Raw genomic sequence first — 18,021 nt, 5'->3', positions numbered from 1 at the left:
TTACTATGCCCCAATACCGTTCCCGTACTAGCACTTTCGGCCGCAACATGTCGGGTGCGCGTGCCCTGTGGCGCGCCACCGGCATGAAAGATGAAGACTTTTCCAAACCCATCATCGCCATTGCCAATTCCTTTACCCAGTTCGTGCCTGGCCATGTGCATCTGAAAGATATGGGCCAACTCGTCGCGGCGGAAATCGAAAAAGCCGGAGGCGTGGCCAAGGAATTCAACACCATAGCCGTGGATGACGGCATCGCCATGGGCCATGAGGGGATGCTTTATAGCTTGCCTAGCCGGGACCTGATCGCCGACAGCGTGGAGTACATGGTCAATGCGCACTGTGCCGACGCATTGGTCTGCATTTCCAACTGCGACAAAATCACCCCGGGCATGATGATGGCCGCTTTACGCCTGAACATCCCTGTAGTGTTCGTGTCCGGCGGACCGATGGAAGCGGGCAAAGTTAACTGGAAAGGCGAAATCCGCGCGCTGGATCTGGTGGATGCGATGGTGGAAGCGGCCGATGATCGCATCAGCGACGAACAAGTGGCTGCGGTGGAACGCTCCGCCTGCCCTACCTGCGGTTCCTGTTCAGGCATGTTCACGGCCAACTCCATGAACTGTCTGACCGAAGCGCTGGGATTAAGCTTGCCCGGCAACGGCTCGCTGGTGGCCACGCATGCCGACCGCGAGCAATTGTTCCTGCGCGCCGGCCGCCTGATCGTCGAACTGGCCAAGCGCTATTACGAGCAAGATGACGCCAGCGTGCTGCCGCGCTCGATCGCGACATTCGAAGCGTTTCAAAACGCCATGAGCCTCGATGTAGCTATGGGCGGTTCCACCAATACCGTGTTGCACTTGCTGGCGGCGGCCCATGAGGCCGGAGTCGATTTTACGATGTCGGACATCGACGCGATTTCGCGGCGCGTGCCCTGTCTGTGCAAGGTCGCACCGGCTACGCAGAAATACCATATGGAAGACGTTCATCGCGCCGGCGGCGTGCTGGGCATTTTGGGTGAACTCGATCGCGCTGGCGTCATCAATCGCGAGGTGCCGACCGTGCATAGCGCCACCCTGGGCGCCGCGCTGGAGCAATGGGACATCCAGCGTACCCAGGACGAAGCAGTCAAGGAATTTTTCCGTGCCGCACCCGGCGGAATACCTACCACGGTCGCCTTTTCACAGTCCCAGCGCTATCCGAAGCTGGACGACGACCGCACCAACGGCTGTATCCGCGACAAGGCGCACGCTTACTCGCAGGACGGCGGCCTGGCGGTATTGCACGGCAACATTGCGTTGGATGGCTGCATCGTCAAGACTGCCGGGGTAGATGACAGCATCCTCAAGTTTACCGGCCGCGCCCGTATATTCGAAAGTCAGGATGCCGCGGTTGCCGCCATTCTTGGCGATAAAATCCAGCCGGGCGACGTGGTTGTGATCCGCTACGAAGGCCCGAAAGGCGGCCCCGGCATGCAGGAAATGCTGTATCCGACCAGTTATCTGAAGTCCAAGGGCCTGGGCAAAGCCTGCGCACTGCTTACCGATGGCCGTTTTTCCGGCGGCACCTCCGGCCTGAGTATCGGCCACGCTTCGCCTGAAGCGGCCGAAGGCGGCGCCATCGGTCTGGTGGAAGAAGGCGATACGATAGAAATCGATATCCCCAATCGCCGTATCCATCTGGCCGTGTCTGTCGAAGAACTCGAGCGCCGCCGTGCCGCGATGGTCGCCAAAGGCTCGCAGGCCTGGAAACCGGTCGGCCGCCAGCGCAACGTATCGGCTGCGCTTAGAGCCTATGCCGCCATGACCACCTCTGCTGCCAAGGGTGCGGTGAGAGATGTGTCTCTAGTAGAGCGAAAGTAAAAGCTCTCCGTTGCACGCGGACGATGTCTGCTGGAGCTATACCCTTTGGCTCCAGCAGACTTCCAGACTTGAATGACTCGACAAAAATAGTTGATACCTATGGGGCGCAAGTGAATTCGTACCTACAGCGCATCGCAGGCGGTAGGCTGGGCTGCTAACCCAGCATTTCGGCCGCCCCTGCCGGGTTTCTGCTAAAGCTCCAACCCAACCTACACAGGCTGGTAAAAGTAAGCAACTCGCCTTCAGGTGCGGTAAACCCGATTAAATAACTCCGTCGCACGACACTTTGCTAAACCGATCTGTATTCAACTGACTGCATAACATCAATATTAATAACGCCATTCAACACAATCAGTTCAGATTATCCAGTACAGCTCCTGCCCAGGCCGAGAACTTGCCGGTGTAAGGAATAACTGTCAATCCCCTTCGCTCTCCGGAATAGTGAAAGATCTTATTGACCCTGCTGATTTGCGTATCATCGATAGCCAGGTCGATATAAAACACCACCTTGTTATAACCGTCGCTGCGATCTTCCGCGAACTGTTTGAGAATCAACCGCACTAATGCGTCTTCTTCGGGCAGACTGTAGCCGACGATCACCAGCACAGTCGATTCATGCAGCAGCCGGATAACCTTCGGAAAGATAGCCTGAAAATAGTTTTGCTGATAATCCTGCTCATGCGACGGCAGCATGATTTGCGGCGGATTTAATTTCAGACTGGCGAAGTCTCTCTCGCTGTAATCGAATTCGTAGCCTGCCGGGCTTTCATAAATCTCAAACCCGCCATTGATTTTCAGCAGATTATTGACAAAGCCATGATCGTGTATCGTTGTAGCCCTGCTTTTGCCGGAACATTGCCGCGGCGTGATCCCCCGATAGGTATATCGTAAAAATGAGTCATCCGGCCCCGCGCAATTGTCCAGAATAGCCTCAATTGTGGCGTCGTAGTTTGTGGTGATGAAATGCGGTCTTACGCCTTCAGGCAAACTCTCTGAACCATCGGCATCTGTAAGCAGCCGTAAAAAAAGCTGCAATATAATCTGCTGGTCATCGGTCAATCGGGTGTCGAAACAAAATTTGTCGAGATCAGGATTAACGGGGTACGTAGGCGCCATGTTTTTAAATTTTTCGACGATCAGCGCCTTGAGCTCGTTTTCAACGATAGCGATATTCTGTTCGTCCAGATATCTCGATCTGACGGCGGCATATTTTTTCATCATACCGATCTGGTAAACGATGTCTTTAAAAAGCTCGCAGGTTATATCCAGTCCATGCACCTGATAATTATTGAGCGTAAGAAATTGCTCCAGAGCCCTGCCGCGAGGCATCCATTCCTTGTATTTGAACTCAAACAACTGGTTTTCCAAAGGGAATCGCTCATCCCACGATTTAGGAAAACCGGCTCCCAGAAAAAATGAAAAATTACACAACGGCGCTGTCTTCTTGCCTTTAAAGGAATGCTGTTCAACCAGGGAAGCAAATGTTTTCGGTGAATTCATCATTTATCAATTTAGTAGCAGTACTAATTGCAAGACATTTGATACGGCAAGCCTAACGGAACTTTCATAATCTTCAGCCGCTTTGAACTTCAACTTTTATCAACAATTAGACCAGTTCACATGCCATTGATTTCATTGCCCTCTATCCTACTAATATTAAATTAGTGTGACACAATTGTATCCATAAAAGAAACAATTTGTCTTATTTTTGATATATTGTTAATTATATACGCCGACTGTATAGTAATCTCATCCTCAAGAACAGCTATTATTTTTTACAAAAACTGAAAAATGAACGATCTATCTAAAGATATTTTGACTGGTTTGGTATTTATAACAGGCCTTTACGGGTTTGTTTCAGGCGAATACATTATTTCGTCCACTCTATTTGCAACAGCCACCATTGCCAGCAACGTAAACCAGAACCGTAAAAGGAATAATGCGAAATTGATGTAATTATCCCTGAGCATTCCCTTCATATTGCTTCCCTCAACTATCATTTGATGACTCCCAGGCATTGTGCCCGGGAGATTTTTAACTTCATTTTTTCTTTTGTGATGGCGCCAACGCATCCGGATGACGCTTAGGCTAATTACCAGCTCCATCCTACCCGCTTGACAAACAGCCATACAGAAACAAGCGCGTGGCCTGCCGGGCCAAGATATCAATTTGCGCCTCATCCGGCGTTGAGTCTAAACCGAGCTGCAGCTTAAAAACCTTTTCACCGCGCAATGCGCTTATAAATTGTTCGGCAAGAAAATACGGATCCACATCGGAAAAATAGCCGGCTTTCTGCTGCCGGATAAAAAACTGCTCAAGATGATCCAGCGTTCTTTGCGGCCCTTGCTCATAGAACTGCATGGCAAGGTCCGGAAATTGCAATGATTCGCCTATCAGTATGGCGCGTATGCGTACCGCATCCGGCCGCGTAATGCCGAGAAGAAACTGTTTGGCGAAAGCAATCAGCGCCTCCTCCGGCCGGCCTTCCAGAAGCCCCTCGGACAGAACCTCGATAAACGGATCGCTGGCACGCTTTATAACCGCGCCGAACAGCCCGGCCTTGCCGCCGAATTGGTTGTAAATGGTGCGCATCGACACATGCGCCTCCCTGGCAATGGTTTCCAGACTCAGGTTTCCATAGCCGTATTCAAGAAACAGCTTGAGCGCCGTATCCAGCAACCGGTCACGACTCTGACGCTCCTCGCCCTTACGGGGGCGCCCGCATTTAATCATTTGTTCACTCATAAAAACATTAGTTGACTCGGACTATGATCATACCGTAAATTAAACGGTAATATGTTTTACCATTTATTTTTTCCTTTCACGATCAAGGTACAAAAGGGATGAAAAACGCAACACCCATATGGACTCTCATACGTCGGCCAGACTCGCCAGGGATATCAATGCATTATGCCCGGCAAGTTCTGCTGACTCTCATCACCTTATTGGCGATAGCCGGGTGCGGCGAACAGAACGATCCGGAAGCCCAAAAAGCTCAAGGCCAGGCGCCCGGCGTCAAGATCGCCCAGCCCCTGGCTCAAAATGTTACTGAATGGGATGAGTACACGGGCCGCATCGAAGCCGTCAGTTCGGTAGACGTTAGGGCAAGGGTCAGCGGCTATCTCGAAAAAGTCAACTTCAAAGCCGGGGAAAAAGTAAAAAAAGGCGATCTGTTATTCCTGATCGACCCCAAGCCCTTCAGTGCCCAGTTGAACTATGCCGAGGCCGAGCTGGAACGTGCGCGGTCCAAGCGCGAGCTGGCCAAGAATGACCTGGAGCGGGCCGAACGTCTGTTTCGCGCCAAAGCGATTTCCGAAGAAGAGCACGATGCCCGCAGCAAAGGCTTGCGAGAAGCCGCAGCGGCGGTTCAGTCCGCGGAAGCCAATGTTGTCACGGCCCGGCTGAACCTGGACTTCACCAAAGTACGCGCCCCGATTGACGGCCGCATCGGCCGAGAACTGATAACCGAGGGCAACCTGGTCAGCGGCGGCGGCGCCGATGCCACGCTCTTGACTTTTATCGTCTCTACCGATCCCGTCTATGTTTACGTGGATGCCGATGAGCGTTCGGTGCTGAAATATCGCCGTCTGGCCCAGCAAACCGGAGGCGGCCACATCGGTGCGCCCGTGCAGTTGGCCGTGGCTGACGAGATAGACTTCCCGCACCAGGGCAACCTAGACTACATTTCGCCGCGCGAGGATACGGCTACCGGCACAGTCACACTGCGCGGCGTGTTCTCCAACTCGGACGACTTGCTGAGCCCCGGCTTTTTCGCCCGCATGCGCGTGCGCGGCAGTGTCCCCTATCCGGCTATCCTGCTGCCCGACAAAGCCGTCGCGACCGATCAGGCGCAACGATTCGTCTGGGTCGTCAATAAAGACAACCAGGTGGAATACCGCAAAGTGACGCTGGGCGCCCGCATCGGTCAGTCGCGCGTGATCAAGGAAGGCGTGAAGGCCGAGGAATGGGTCGTCGTCGAAGGACTGCAAAAACTCAGACCGGGCATTAAGGTGAATCCGGAACGTATCTCGCTCGCCGAGCAGCCGATAGAGCAATAAATCATGAATCGCTTCACTCACTTTTTTATTGATAGGCCGATCTTTGCATCGGTCTTGTCTATTCTGATTGTTCTGGTCGGCAGTCTGGCGCTGCTTGGTCTGCCTATTGCCCAATATCCGGAAATCGCGCCGCCCACTGTCGTCATCAGCGCAACCTATCCCGGCGCCAATGCCCAGGTTGTGGCCGAAACCGTGGCGACGCCCATCGAGCAGGAAGTCAACGGCGTCGAGGACATGCTGTACATGTCCTCGCAGTCCACCAACAGCGGCTTCATGGCTCTGACGGTGACATTCAAGCCCGGCACCAATCTGGACAAAGCGCAGGTGCTGGTGCAGAACCGCGTGGCGCTGGCCGAGCCCAAGCTGCCTGAAGAAGTCCGGCGGCAAGGCATCAGCGTCAAGAAACGCAGCCCCGACCTGAGTCTGGTCGTCAACCTGGTCTCTCCGGACAAGCGCTACGACAGCGTTTACCTGAGCAACTATGCATTGCTGCAAATCAAGGATACGCTGGCGCGGCTGCCCGGCGTCGGTGAAATCATGGTGTTCGGCGCCCGCGACTACAGCATGCGGCTCTGGCTGAACCCCGAGCAGGTAGCATCCCGCAATATGACTGCCAGCGACGTGATCAACGCCATCCGCGAGCAGAATATCCAGGTAGCGGCCGGCGTGGTCGGCCAGCCGCCTTACAAGGAAAGCACCGATTTTCAGTATACCGTCAGCACGCTCGGGCGACTCATGGAGGCCGAACAGTTCGCCGATATCGTGATCAAGAAAGGCGAAGACGGCCAGATAACCCGACTCAAGGACGTGGCCCGCATCGAACTGGGCGCCAAGGACTACAATTCGGGATTGTTTCTGGACGGCGATCCCACCGTGGGTCTCGCCATTTTCCAGCTGCCGGGCTCCAACGCGCTGGATACCAAAAAAGCCGTCGTCGAAACCATGGAAAGGCTGAAGACGCGCTTCCCTGAAGGCCTTGAATACAACATGGTCTACGATACCGTCGTGTTCATTCAGCAATCTATCAGCGCCGTCGTCAAGACGCTGTTCGAAGCGATATTGCTGGTCGTGGTCGTGGTCGTGATATTCCTGCAGAACTGGCGCGCCACGATTATTCCGCTGCTCGCCGTGCCGGTCTCGCTGATCGGCACATTCGCCGTCATGGCGGCCATGGGCCTGTCCTTGAACACCCTGTCGCTGTTCGGCCTGGTACTGGCCATCGGTATCGTCGTGGACGACGCCATCGTCGTCGTGGAGAACGTGGAGCGCCACATTTCCATGGGCCTGTCGGCTCGGGAGGCTACGCGCAAGGCCATGGACGAGGTCGTAGGCCCCATTATCGCCACGGCCCTGGTTTTGATCGCCGTGTTCGTGCCGACGGCTTTTATCACCGGTGTATCGGGCGCATTCTACAAGCAGTTCGCATTGACTATCGCCGTCTCGGCGACCATCTCGGCGTTCAATTCATTGACATTGAGCCCTGCCCTGTGCGCACTGCTGCTGGATCGGGCGCACGGCGACAAAGACAAGCTCACGCGGGTGATCGACCGCCTGTTCGGCTGGTTTTTCAACGGCTTCAACAAGTTCTTCGACCGGTTCAGCGAAGGCTACTCGCGCCTGGTCGGGCGGCTGATCCGCATGACTGTGGTCGTGCTGGCGCTCTATGTGGGGCTGAACGGGCTCAACTTCCTGGCTTTCGAAAAAGTGCCGACCGGCTTCATCCCGCAGCAGGACCAGGGTTATCTGATTCTGTATGCGCAGCTGCCTGATGCGGCTTCGCTGGAGCGTACTCAGGAAGTGGTCCGGCAGGCAACGCGCATCGTGCTGGAAACCGAAGGCGTCAAGCATTTGAACGCCTATGCCGGCTTCTCGATCCTGAGCGGCTCCAGCCAGTCCAATGTCGCCACGATGTTCGCCCGGCTTAATGACTTCGAACAACGGGCCGGCCGCGAAAATCTGCATGCCGATGCCGTGATCAAAAATCTCCAGCAGCGCCTCGCGCAGATCAAGGATGCCCATATCGCCGTGTTTGCGCCGCCGCCGATCCGGGGCATGAGCTCGGTGGGCGGCTTCAAGCTGCAAATCCAGGACCGAACCGCGGCCGGCATTGATGCCTTGCAGCAGGTGAACTCGGAGCTGATCGCCAAAGGCAATCAGCAGCCCGGCCTGGTGGGACTGTTCTCGACTTTCCGCTCCGGCGTGCCGCAACTGTTCCTGGACGTCGACCGCGCGCGCGCCAAATCCATGGATGTGCCTTTGAAGGAAGTCTTCGACACGCTACAAATTTACCTGGGCTCGCTCTATGTCAATGATTTCAACCGCTTCGGGCGGACTTACCAGGTTATGGCGCAGGCCGATTCCGAATTCCGCATGAAGCCTGAAGACATTGCCGAGCTCAAGACGCGCAACCAGCAAGGCGGCATGGTGCCGCTCGGCTCGCTGGTCAATGTCAAGGAAATCACCGGTCCGGACAAGATTACGCGCTACAACATGTATCCAGCGGCCGAGATCAACGGCGGCACGCTGCCCGGCGTCAGTTCCGGCCAAGCCATCGATATCATGAACCAGCTGATGAAAGCGGAGCTGCCGCCCGGATTCGACTTTGAATGGACCGAGCTCAGCCTGCAGCAGGTTCTGGCCGGCAACGTGGCCCTGCTCGTTTTCCCGCTCAGCGTCATCTTCGTATTTCTGGCGCTGGCAGCCCAATACGAAAGCTGGTCGTTGCCGTTCGCGGTGATCCTGATCGTGCCGATGTGCATTCTGTCGTCCATGACCGGCGTGTGGTTGAGCCATATGGACAACAATATCTTCACGCAGATCGGCTTTATCGTACTGGTGGGGCTGGCCAGCAAGAACGCGATTTTGATCGTGGAATTCGCCAAGCAGCGGCAGGAAAGCGGCCTCAACCGCTTCGAAGCCGCCGTGGAAGCCTCCCGAATCAGATTGCGCCCAATCTTGATGACCTCGTTCGCCTTCATCATGGGCGTGTTTCCGCTGGTGGTGTCCGAAGGCGCGGGCGCAGAGTCGCGGCGACTGCTGGGCACGGCCGTGTTCAGCGGCATGATTGGCGTAACCCTGTTCGGTTTGCTGCTGACGCCGGTCTTCTATGTGACCGTACAGGCGCTGGCGCAGCGCCTGCGGCCAGCCAGAGCCAAGACCGGCAACTTGCCGATTCATGAGCCTTCTTCCGGTACCGAACTATGATCCAGTACAGAACCCAATCCCGCGTCGTCATGACTCTACTGACCGCCGCGCTGGTGAGCGCCTGCGCGGTCGGCCCGGACTATGAAACGCCGAAAGCCGATATGCCCCAAACCTTTCACCACGGCGTCCAGCCCGAATTTTCCCAGAAAGGCATAGAAGTCAGCTGGTGGAAGCTGTTCGATGACAAACAGCTGACGGCGCTGGTAGACCAGACCATACAGCACAACCGCGACCTGGAAACAGCCCGCGCCAACCTGCGCGAAGCACGGGCTCTCTATATGGAAGCGGGACTGAATCTGTTCCCCATTGTCAGTTCGCACGCCAATTATAACGAGCAGAAACGCAGCGTCGGCTCTTTGAACAACCGAGCCTTCGTGCCGCGCGAACTGAAATTGTACAACATCGGTTTTGACGCTTTCTGGGAAGTCGATTTTTTTGGCCGCGTACGCCGCAATGTCGAAGCGAGCAGCGACGAAGTCGAAGCGCAGGAAGCCAGCCTTCGGGATCTCAGCGTCAGCCTGATCGCCGAGGTAGCCAGAAATTACTTTGAACTGCGCGGCCTGCAAAACCAATTGGCCGTAGCCAGGAAGAACGCCGAAAACCAGACCCAGACGCTGGAAATAACGCGCATCCGGCTTGAAAACGGGCGCGGCACGGAACTCGATACCTCAAGAGCCTTGGCTCAGCTTGATTCCACGCGGGCCATCATTCCGCCGATGGAAAGCGCCATTTTCAGGGCTATCCATCGGCTCGGCGTACTGACCGGACAATTGCCGGATGCTCTGACCAAGGAACTGGAACAGCCTGTGCCAATACCCAAAATTCCCGAGCTCATCCAGATAGGCAATCCCGAAGAACTGCTGCGCCGGCGGTCCGACATCCGTATTGCCGAACGCACGCTGGCAGCCGCGACGGCTCTCGTCGGCGTGGCAACGGCCGATCTTTTCCCGCGCGTCACCTTCGTCGGCACTATTTCTCTTGAGGCTAGCACCCTGTCGGGCCTCGGCGCAGCGGGCGCGGACACCTACTCTGCCGGTCCCAGAATCAGTTGGGCCGCACTGGACCTGGGTCGCGTGTACGCGCGCATCAAGGCCGCCGATGCCAGCGCCGAGGCCAGCCTGGCTCAATACGAGCAAACGGTGCTGAATGCTTTGGAGGAAACGGAAAACGCGCTGGTTAATTACAATCGCGAACGGGCCCGGCGGGCATTGCTCACCACAGCCGCTAAAGCCAGCGAAAGAGCCCACCAGCTGGCGCATTTGCGTTTCCAGGAAGGCGTGACCGACTTTCTGACTGTGCTGGACACCGAACAGCGCCTGTTGCAAGACCAGGACCGTCTGGCGCAGAGCGAAACCGCCACGGCGACTGCGCTGGCAGCGCTTTACAAAGCTTTGGGCGGGGGCTGGGAATCGACTGTCGCCCTGGAAAGACCTGCTCGACTGTTGCCTTAAAAAAGCTGGCTGATGGGAAAGCTTGCCGCGAGTGCGATACGCTGTAATCGCAAATCGCGGCATCCATCGCTAGACAGGCTGTTGGTCTGACTTGGGGTTAGTCCCGTATTGATTGTCGCCGGGCTGGCTGTCCTGCGCGAAAAAGAAAATCAGAACCAAAACGCCGAGAACAGGAATCAGCGAAAGCAACTGCCACCAACCGCTGCGCCCCGTGTCGTGCAACCTCCTCGCCCCCACGGCCAGAGATGGAATCAGCATGGCCAGCGCATAAATCCCGCTGAATAATCCGGTACCCGTTTGCTCATTAAAAGCCCCTGTCACTTGATCAACGACGGACAAGGCAAAATAAATGAGCAAATAGAACAGCATGAAATACCAGAATTCCTGCCGCTGCGCCCGTCCGTCAAACACGGCATATTTGTTCTTCACTGCTTCCAGATACCAATTCATAACTTTCTCCTAGAAAATATATTCACTTAATACTATCGCATTTCAGTACAGTCAAGTCAGCTTAATATTCTAATGCTACCGGCCATCCTGACGCGACTACTATGAATTCTTCAGATCTCATTCGCCAGGAATAAAAATGGTTCTGTTGCATTAAACTGATGTTGAGCAGTTGTAGACGCCGAATTCACTTGTGCCCTTGTTGCAGCCTTCAGCATCATTTCGCTCGATTTCAGCAAACGCCAGGGCGGCTAATGCCTTGGTCGGCGGAATCTTGAATCGGAATAACCGTACAAATCCACGGTCGGATCCGCACAGTGCGGATTGACTGCCATATGGCGCGGGCCAGGCCGGAGACAGGTTCGTGCCCGCGGATACCCGACCAATGGTTCTCGCACAGCTTGATCAAGGTCCGCTAGGGCTACAAACTCCTGCTCCGACATCCACACCTTAAGCGTCTTCGCGCTTCGCTTTCCATAAGAGAGAGTTTTGTCATGGTGCTTACCTTACTTGGTTCATGCCGAGCCTTTGCTGAGCGCTACAGATCCCTGTTTGCATCGATGGCCGGGCAGCAGCTTTTATCGTTTTTTCAGCGCGTTGAAGCATCATCTTCAGGCTGATACCCGATTTCTGCCACGGCATTGGAAATATCCCAGAACCGGTCTCTGTTGTTCGAAACTCCGTAATAAATCGCAAACTGGACTTCAGCCAGAAGACTCTTCTTCACCAATTGCACGAGATCGCGGTGGCTGAGCCATATGCTTTGACTGCGGGCAACCTTAGTCGGATCATCGTCCTTTAGTACCGAGCCAATGCGGAGACATACCGACTCGAGGCCGTGAAGGTCATAATACATTCTGGCAATCGCCTCGCCGGCAACCTTGCTGACGCCATAGTATCCATCCGGACGAATGGGATCTTGCGTCGTGATTTTGACCGGGCTTGCCTGGATATGCAGGCTTGGAGGAAAACCTTCGTAAGCCCCTGTAACGTGGTTTGAACTTGCGAATATTATTCGCTTAACCTTATGAGCCTTTGCCGCCGCATAGACATTCCGGGTCCCGACAACATTGTTCATCAGTGCTGATTGCCAGTCTGCCTCAACACGCGGATCGCCTGCCAGATGAACCACGCAAGCAAGCTCAGGGATTCGTTCAAATACGGCATTTATTTGCTCGAAGTTTGAAATATCGGCTCGAAATACGTTTCCAGTCTGTTCGTCCAGGCAAATATCGACGCCATGGAGTTCGAATGCGTCTGCCAGGCCGCGCCACAGAATTTTGCCGATCAGGCCGCTGTGGCCGGTGATCAATAATTTCGGAAGTGTCATCGGTTTCGTCTCCTGGTAAGATATCGGCTCGCCGCATCCCGCTAACGGCTGATCATAAATTTCACATATCCACCCTCTTCAGACCGCTGACAACCATAAAAGGGTTCTCAGCAGGTGCTAATTCATTTATACCCTTTTGATACTTGTGCATTCGCACGGCATAAAGATCGCCCGCGTTTCCGGGCACCTCAGGCCGAATATCTTATAAGGCGCAAGTTAATTCGACCTTACAGGCACATGATATAAAGGCAAATTGCCTGCGCGGCAAAAGCCTCAGTACTCATGCTCTTCTGTTGCCAGAACTAAATACTGTGGTTTAGTCTAACCGTTAACGCTACATTCAACGCAAAGGAAGTTGTTTGAACGATGCCGAACGCAATCCCTACTATAAACTGCCGGCCATTCCCCTGCTCCGCAAGCGCATTAGCCATGACGGCCAGGTTTGGCCGGCTATGCCTGCTGGCCGGCCTGTGCGGCTGCACTGTAGGCCCCGATTACCGCGAACCTGTGCCAGCCGTTCCCAAGGATTGGCTGGCAGGAAAGGACCCGGCCTCGGATTTGAAATCCGTCGACCCGGAAACCCTGATAAACTGGTGGAAAAGCTTCGGCGACGCCCGGCTCGATCGCTTGATGGAGAAAGCGTTGGCGGACAACCTGGACCTCAAGGCGGCGATGGCCCGCATCGAACAGGCCCGCGCCGAGCGCCGGGCCAACCGCGCGGAACTGTTTCCCAGAGTGGATGCGACAGTGGGCGCCCAGCGCAACGACAACCCGCTGCCCGGACTGGCACCCGGCATCCGCTACAATCTGTTCGAGCTGGGCTTCGACGCCGTGTGGGAAATCGACCTGTTCGGCCGCCTGCGGCGCCGGCTGGAGGCCGCTTCCGCCGATCTGGACGCCGCCCGGGCGGAGTACAGCCTGACCCTGGTGACGCTGACGGCCGACCTGGCGCGCAGCTATATCGAATACCGCAGCCTGCAAAACCAGCTTCGCATTACCCAGGCGAACCTGGCGGCGCAGCAAAACACGCAGCATCTGACCGAGATACAGTTCAGGGAAGGCGTCGGCACGCGGCATGACTCGGTGCGGGCGCGGGCCCAGACCGAGACCACAGGCGCCCAGATTCCATCCCTGAGATCGGGAATCATTGCCGAGCTCAGGCAGATGGAAGTGCTGATCGGCCGCCAGCCCGGCACGCTGGCGGCCGATCTGCGCGAACCGGCCGGCGTTCCGGTGGCGTCCGGGCGGGAGCTCCTGGCCTCGCCGGCGGATACGCTCCGCCATCGCCCCGACCTGCGCATCGCCGAGCGCCAGCTCGCGGCCGCGACCGCCCTGCAAGGCGCCACGATCGCGGAACTGTTCCCCAATATATCGTTGTCGGCGTTTCTGGGCCTGCGCAACACCGACATCGAAGGCCTGTTCAAGTCGGCGGCCTTTTCCTACAGCACCGCCGCCAACCTGTTGCAGCCAGTGCTCAACTTCGGCCGCATCCAGGCCGGCATCGATCTGGCCAAGGCGCAGCAACAGGAAGCCTATCTGGCCTTCGAAAAGACGGTGCTCGAAGCCCTGCGCGAGACCGAAACCGCCCTGACCCGCTATCTCAACGAGGAAATCCGGCGGCAGACGCTGGCCCGTTCCGTGGCGGACCAGCGCGAATCCGTCCGGCTGTCCCAGCTGCGCTATCAGGAAGGCGTCATCTCGTTTCTGGACGTGCTGGAATCCCAGCGCGCCCTTTTCATCGCCGAAATCGAACTGGCCCGCTCCGAGGCCTCGGCGTCCACCAACCTGATTGCCGTGTACAAGGCGCTGGGCGGCGGCGCGGATGCCTTGCCGCCCATGTCCTCGAGGAATTAATGAACAAACCGAAAAAATCAACGCTGATCCTTATCCTCGTCGGCATCGCCATCGCCGCGGCGGCCGCGGCGTGGTGGGCCCTGCGCCCGACCGGCCAGCCCGAAGGCATCGTCTCCAGCAATGGCCGCATCGAAGCCACCGAGATCAACATCGCCACCAAAACGCCGGGGCGCATCGTCGAAATCCTGGCGCGCGAGGGCGATTTCGTCAAGGCCGGCGCGGTGCTCGCGCGCATGGACATTGAAGTGCTGCGCGCCCAGAAGGCCGAAGCGCAGGCCCAGGTCAGGCAGGCCGAAAACGCCTACCGGACGGCGCAAGCCGTCGTCATACAGCGCGAAAACGAACATTACGCCGCCCAGGCAGTCGTCGCCCAGCGCCGCGCCGAACTCGATTCCGCCCGCAAACGCCTGAAGCGCTCGCAGAATCTCGCCGTCGAGGGCGCCGCGCCGCTGCAGCAGCTCGATGACGACCGCGCACGGGTGCTCGGCGCGGAGGCGGCCGTCAGCGCGGCGCAGGCCCAGGTCGCGGCGGCGCGGGCGGGCATCGAGGCGGCGAAATCGCAGGTGGTGGAATCGCAATCGGTGATCGAGGCAGCCAAGGCCACGGTCGCACGCCTGCAGGCCGACATCAACGACAGCGAACTGAAGGCGCCGGTCGACGGCCGCGTGCAGTACCGCGTCGCCGAACTAGGCGAGGTGCTGAGCGCCGGCGGCCGCGTGCTGAACATAGTGGACCTGTCCGACGTCTACATGACCTTCTTCCTGCCCACCGAAGCCGCCGGTCGGGTCGCGCTCGGCAGCGACATCCGCCTCGTGCTTGATGCCGCGCCGGACTACGTGATCCCGGCCAAGGCCAGCTTCGTCTCCAGCGTCGCGCAGTTCACGCCGAAAACGGTGGAGACCGAGAGCGAGCGCCTGAAGCTGATGTTCAGAGTGCGCGCGGCGATCGACCCCGAATTGCTGAAGCGCCATCTCAAACAGGTCAAGACCGGCCTGCCCGGCATGGCCTACGTCAAGATCGATCCGGACACCGAATGGCCTCCCGAGCTTCAGGTCAAGCTGCCGCGATGAGCGTCGCCGCGCCCGTCGTCCGCGTGCAGGGCGTCAGCCTGCGCTACGGCGGCACGCTCGCCCTCGACGATCTCAGTCTGGACATTCCCGCCGGCCGCATGGTGGGTCTGATCGGCCCCGACGGCGTGGGCAAATCCAGCCTGATGTCGCTGCTGACCGGGGCGCGCGCCATGCAGGCAGGCCGCATCGACGTGCTGGGCGGCGACATCGCCGACGCCGCGCACCGCCGCGCCGTGTGTCCGCGCATCGCCTACATGCCGCAGGGCCTGGGCAAGAATCTCTACCACACGCTGTCGGTGTTCGAGAACGTCGATTTCTTCGGCCGCCTGTTCGGCCACGAGCGGGCCGAACGCCATGCACGCATCGCCGAACTGCTCGACAGCACAGGCCTGGCGCCGTTCCGCAACCGCCCCGCCGGCAAGCTGTCGGGCGGCATGAAGCAGAAACTGGGGCTTTGCTGCGCACTGATCCACGATCCCGACCTGTTGGTGCTGGACGAGCCGACCACGGGCGTCGATCCCTTGTCGCGCGTCCAGTTCTGGGAACTGATCGATCACCTGCGCGCGCGCCATGCCGGCATGAGCGTACTGGTCTCCACCGCCTACATGGACGAGGCCGAGCGCTTCGACTGGTTGGTGGCGATGGAGGCGGGCCGGATTCTCGCCACCGGCACCGCCGCCGATCTGCGTGCGCATACCGGCGCCGGGACGCTCGAAGCGGCCTTCATCCGGCTGCTGCCGGAGGCAAAGCGCCAGGACCACAAGGCCATTGTTATTCCTCCGCGCGACACCGGCGGCGCGCGGGAAATCGCCATCGAGGCGCACGACCTGACCATGCGCTTCGGCGATTTCGTCGCCGTCGACCATGTCGACTTAAAGATAGAGCGCGGCGAGATCTTCGGCTTTCTCGGCTCCAACGGCTGCGGCAAGACAACGACCATGAAAATGCTCACCGGCCTGTTGCCGCCGAGCGAGGGTGAGGCGCGGCTGTTCGGCCGGGTCGTCGACGCCGGCAATCTGGACACGCGCAAGCGCGTCGGCTACATGTCGCAGGCGTTCTCGCTGTACACCGAGCTGACCGTGCGGCAGAACCTGGAACTGCATGCGCGGCTGTTCCACCTGCCCGAGGCCGAAATTCCGGGCCGCGTCGGCGAGGTGGCCGAGCGCTTCCTGCTCGGTCCGGTCATGGACGCCCTGCCCGATGGCCTGCCTTTGGGCATCCGCCAGCGCCTGTCGCTGGCCGTGGCGGTGATCCACCAGCCTGACCTGCTGATCCTCGACGAGCCGACCTCGGGCGTCGATCCGGTGGCGCGCGACGGCTTCTGGGAGCTGATGATCGACCTGGCCCGCCGCGATAAGGTCACGATCTTCATTTCTACCCACTTCATGAACGAGGCCGAGCGCTGCGACCGCATCTCGCTAATGCACGCCGGCAAGGTGCTGGCCAGCGACAGCCCCGCCGCGCTGGTCGAACGCGGCGGCCACGCCTCGCTGGAAGCCGCCTTCATCGACTACCTGAAGGAAGCGAGCGGCCTCGACGCCGAGCCGGCGGCCGAACCCCAGGCGCAGGCCGCGGAAACGCTCGCCCGCCCCCAGGGCCCGGCGCACGGCCGCATCGACCGCTTCAGCCTGCAGCGGCTGTTCAGCTATACCCGGCGCGAAGCGCTGGAACTGCGCCGCGATCCCCTGCGCGGTTCGATCGCGCTGTTCGGCACAGTGCTGCTGTTGTTCATCATGGGCTACGGCATCAGCATGGACGTCGAGAACCTGCGCTTCGCCGTGCTCGACCGCGACCAGACCACGCTCAGCCAGAACTATGCGCTCGACCTCGGCGGCTCGCGCTACTTCATCGCCCAGCCGCCGATCGCCGACTACGACGAACTCGACCGGCGCATGCGCAGCGGCGAGCTGAGCCTGGCGCTGGAGATTCCGCCCAATTTCGCCCGCGATCTGGAACGCGGCGACAGGGTCAGGATCGGCGCCTGGATCGACGGCGCGATGCCCACCCGCGCCGAGAACGTGCTCGGTTACGTGCAGGCCATGCACCAGGGCTGGCTGATGGAGCAGGCGCGCCGCCATTACACGGGCAGCCTGCCGGTCGGCCTGATGACCATCGAGACGCGCTTTCGCTACAACCCCGACGTCAAGAGTTTGCCGGCCATCGTGCCGGCCGTGATCCCGATGCTGCTGATGCTGATCCCGGCCATGCTCAGCGCGCTCAGCGTGGTGCGCGAGAAGGAACTGGGCTCCATCCTCAACCTGTACGTCACGCCGGTGACCAAACCGGAGTTTCTGCTAGGCAAGCAACTGCCCTACATCGGGCTGGCGATGGTCAACTTCTTCCTGCTGTGCGCGCTGGCTGTGTTCGCTTTCGGCGTGCCGCACAAGGGCGACTTCCTGCTCTTGACCGTGGCCGCGCTGCTTTACGTCACGTCCGCGACCGGCCTCGGCCTGTTGGTTTCGGCCTTCACCCGCAGCCAGATCGCCGCCATCTTCGGCACGACGATCGCCACCACCGTCCCGGCTACGCGCTTTTCCGGCATGATCGACCCCGTGTCGACGCTGGAAGGCGGGGCGCGCCTGATCGGCGAAATCTACCCGACCACGTATTTTTTAAACATCAGCCGCGGCACCTTCTCCAAGGCGCTGGGCTTCGCCGACCTCGGCTTCTCGCTGCTGCCGCTCGCCATCGCCATTCCGGTGATTCTGGCCCTGAGCGTCGCGCTGCTGAAGAAGCAGGAGCGCTAGC

Annotated in this window: 11 protein-coding genes; 7 read left to right on the top strand and 4 right to left on the bottom strand. The window is 58.4% G+C overall.

The genetic code is table 11. The features are described 5' to 3' along the window. Positions 1-5 precede the first annotated feature (5 nt). Positions 6-1,859, top strand: a complete 1,854-nt coding sequence (gene ilvD / locus V2P20_RS17125; protein WP_331820426.1) for a dihydroxy-acid dehydratase — start codon at positions 6-8, stop codon at positions 1,857-1,859. Between the two features lie 351 nt (positions 1,860-2,210). Here ilvD and V2P20_RS17120 read toward each other — a convergent pair whose 3' ends face one another. Beyond that, entirely contained in the window at positions 2,211-3,362 is a 1,152-nt protein-coding gene (locus tag V2P20_RS17120) for an SIR2 family protein (protein ID WP_331820425.1), read from the bottom strand. Positions 3,363-3,965: 603 nt separating this feature from the next. Beyond that, a complete protein-coding gene (locus V2P20_RS17115) occupies positions 3,966-4,592 on the bottom strand; it encodes a TetR/AcrR family transcriptional regulator (RefSeq protein ID WP_331820423.1) in 627 nt (208 codons plus the stop codon). Between the two features lie 170 nt (positions 4,593-4,762). Here V2P20_RS17115 and V2P20_RS17110 point away from each other — a divergent pair, with 170 nt between their 5' ends. The 3 genes from V2P20_RS17110 to V2P20_RS17100 are packed head-to-tail and all read left to right on the top strand — an operon-like array spanning position 4,763 to position 10,572. Beyond that, complete coding sequence (locus tag V2P20_RS17110; RefSeq protein WP_331820421.1) at positions 4,763-5,917, top strand: efflux RND transporter periplasmic adaptor subunit; 1,155 nt, start codon at positions 4,763-4,765, stop codon at positions 5,915-5,917. Positions 5,918-5,920: 3 nt separating this feature from the next. Then, positions 5,921-9,121, top strand: a complete 3,201-nt coding sequence (locus V2P20_RS17105) for an efflux RND transporter permease subunit (RefSeq protein WP_331820419.1) — start codon at positions 5,921-5,923, stop codon at positions 9,119-9,121. Continuing rightward, positions 9,118-10,572 (top strand): efflux transporter outer membrane subunit, encoded by a 1,455-nt coding sequence (locus V2P20_RS17100; protein WP_331820417.1) that lies wholly within the window; start codon positions 9,118-9,120, stop codon positions 10,570-10,572. The genes V2P20_RS17105 and V2P20_RS17100 overlap by 4 nt, the downstream gene beginning before the upstream one ends. 69 nt (positions 10,573-10,641) lie before the next feature. On the opposite strand, the gene V2P20_RS17095 is transcribed toward V2P20_RS17100, so the two are convergent. Together V2P20_RS17095 and V2P20_RS17090 are read right to left on the bottom strand one after the other, a co-directional pair. Next, the gene (locus V2P20_RS17095; protein ID WP_331820415.1) at positions 10,642-11,022 is read right to left on the bottom strand and encodes a DUF805 domain-containing protein; all 381 of its coding nucleotides are present in this window, start codon (positions 11,020-11,022) and stop codon (positions 10,642-10,644) included. Between the two features lie 586 nt (positions 11,023-11,608). After that, complete coding sequence (locus V2P20_RS17090; RefSeq protein ID WP_331820413.1) at positions 11,609-12,349, bottom strand: NAD(P)-dependent oxidoreductase; 741 nt, start codon at positions 12,347-12,349, stop codon at positions 11,609-11,611. Positions 12,350-12,778: 429 nt separating this feature from the next. Here V2P20_RS17090 and V2P20_RS17085 point away from each other — a divergent pair, with 429 nt between their 5' ends. Genes V2P20_RS17085 through rbbA form a run of 3 tightly spaced genes read left to right on the top strand, consistent with a single transcriptional unit; the run spans position 12,779 to position 18,020 of the window. Continuing rightward, the gene (locus tag V2P20_RS17085; RefSeq protein WP_331820411.1) at positions 12,779-14,203 is read left to right on the top strand and encodes an efflux transporter outer membrane subunit; all 1,425 of its coding nucleotides are present in this window, start codon (positions 12,779-12,781) and stop codon (positions 14,201-14,203) included. Continuing rightward, positions 14,203-15,273 carry an HlyD family efflux transporter periplasmic adaptor subunit gene (locus V2P20_RS17080; protein ID WP_331820410.1) on the top strand — a complete coding sequence of 357 codons (1,071 nt, stop codon included), beginning with the start codon at positions 14,203-14,205 and terminating at the stop codon, positions 15,271-15,273. The genes V2P20_RS17085 and V2P20_RS17080 overlap by 1 nt, the downstream gene beginning before the upstream one ends. After that, positions 15,270-18,020: a ribosome-associated ATPase/putative transporter RbbA gene (gene rbbA / locus V2P20_RS17075; RefSeq protein WP_331820408.1), complete on the top strand. Its 2,751-nt coding sequence runs from the start codon at positions 15,270-15,272 to the stop codon at positions 18,018-18,020. Before V2P20_RS17080 ends, rbbA begins: the two co-directional genes overlap by 4 nt. Position 18,021 lies beyond the last annotated feature (1 nt).

Origin of the sequence: Methylobacter sp. Wu1 (genome assembly GCF_036553575.1) — a bacterium.
Lineage (GTDB): Bacteria > Pseudomonadota > Gammaproteobacteria > Methylococcales > Methylomonadaceae > Methylobacter.
The sequence above is the reverse complement of the archived record's forward strand: the minus strand, read 5'-3'. Positions and strand labels throughout refer to the sequence as shown.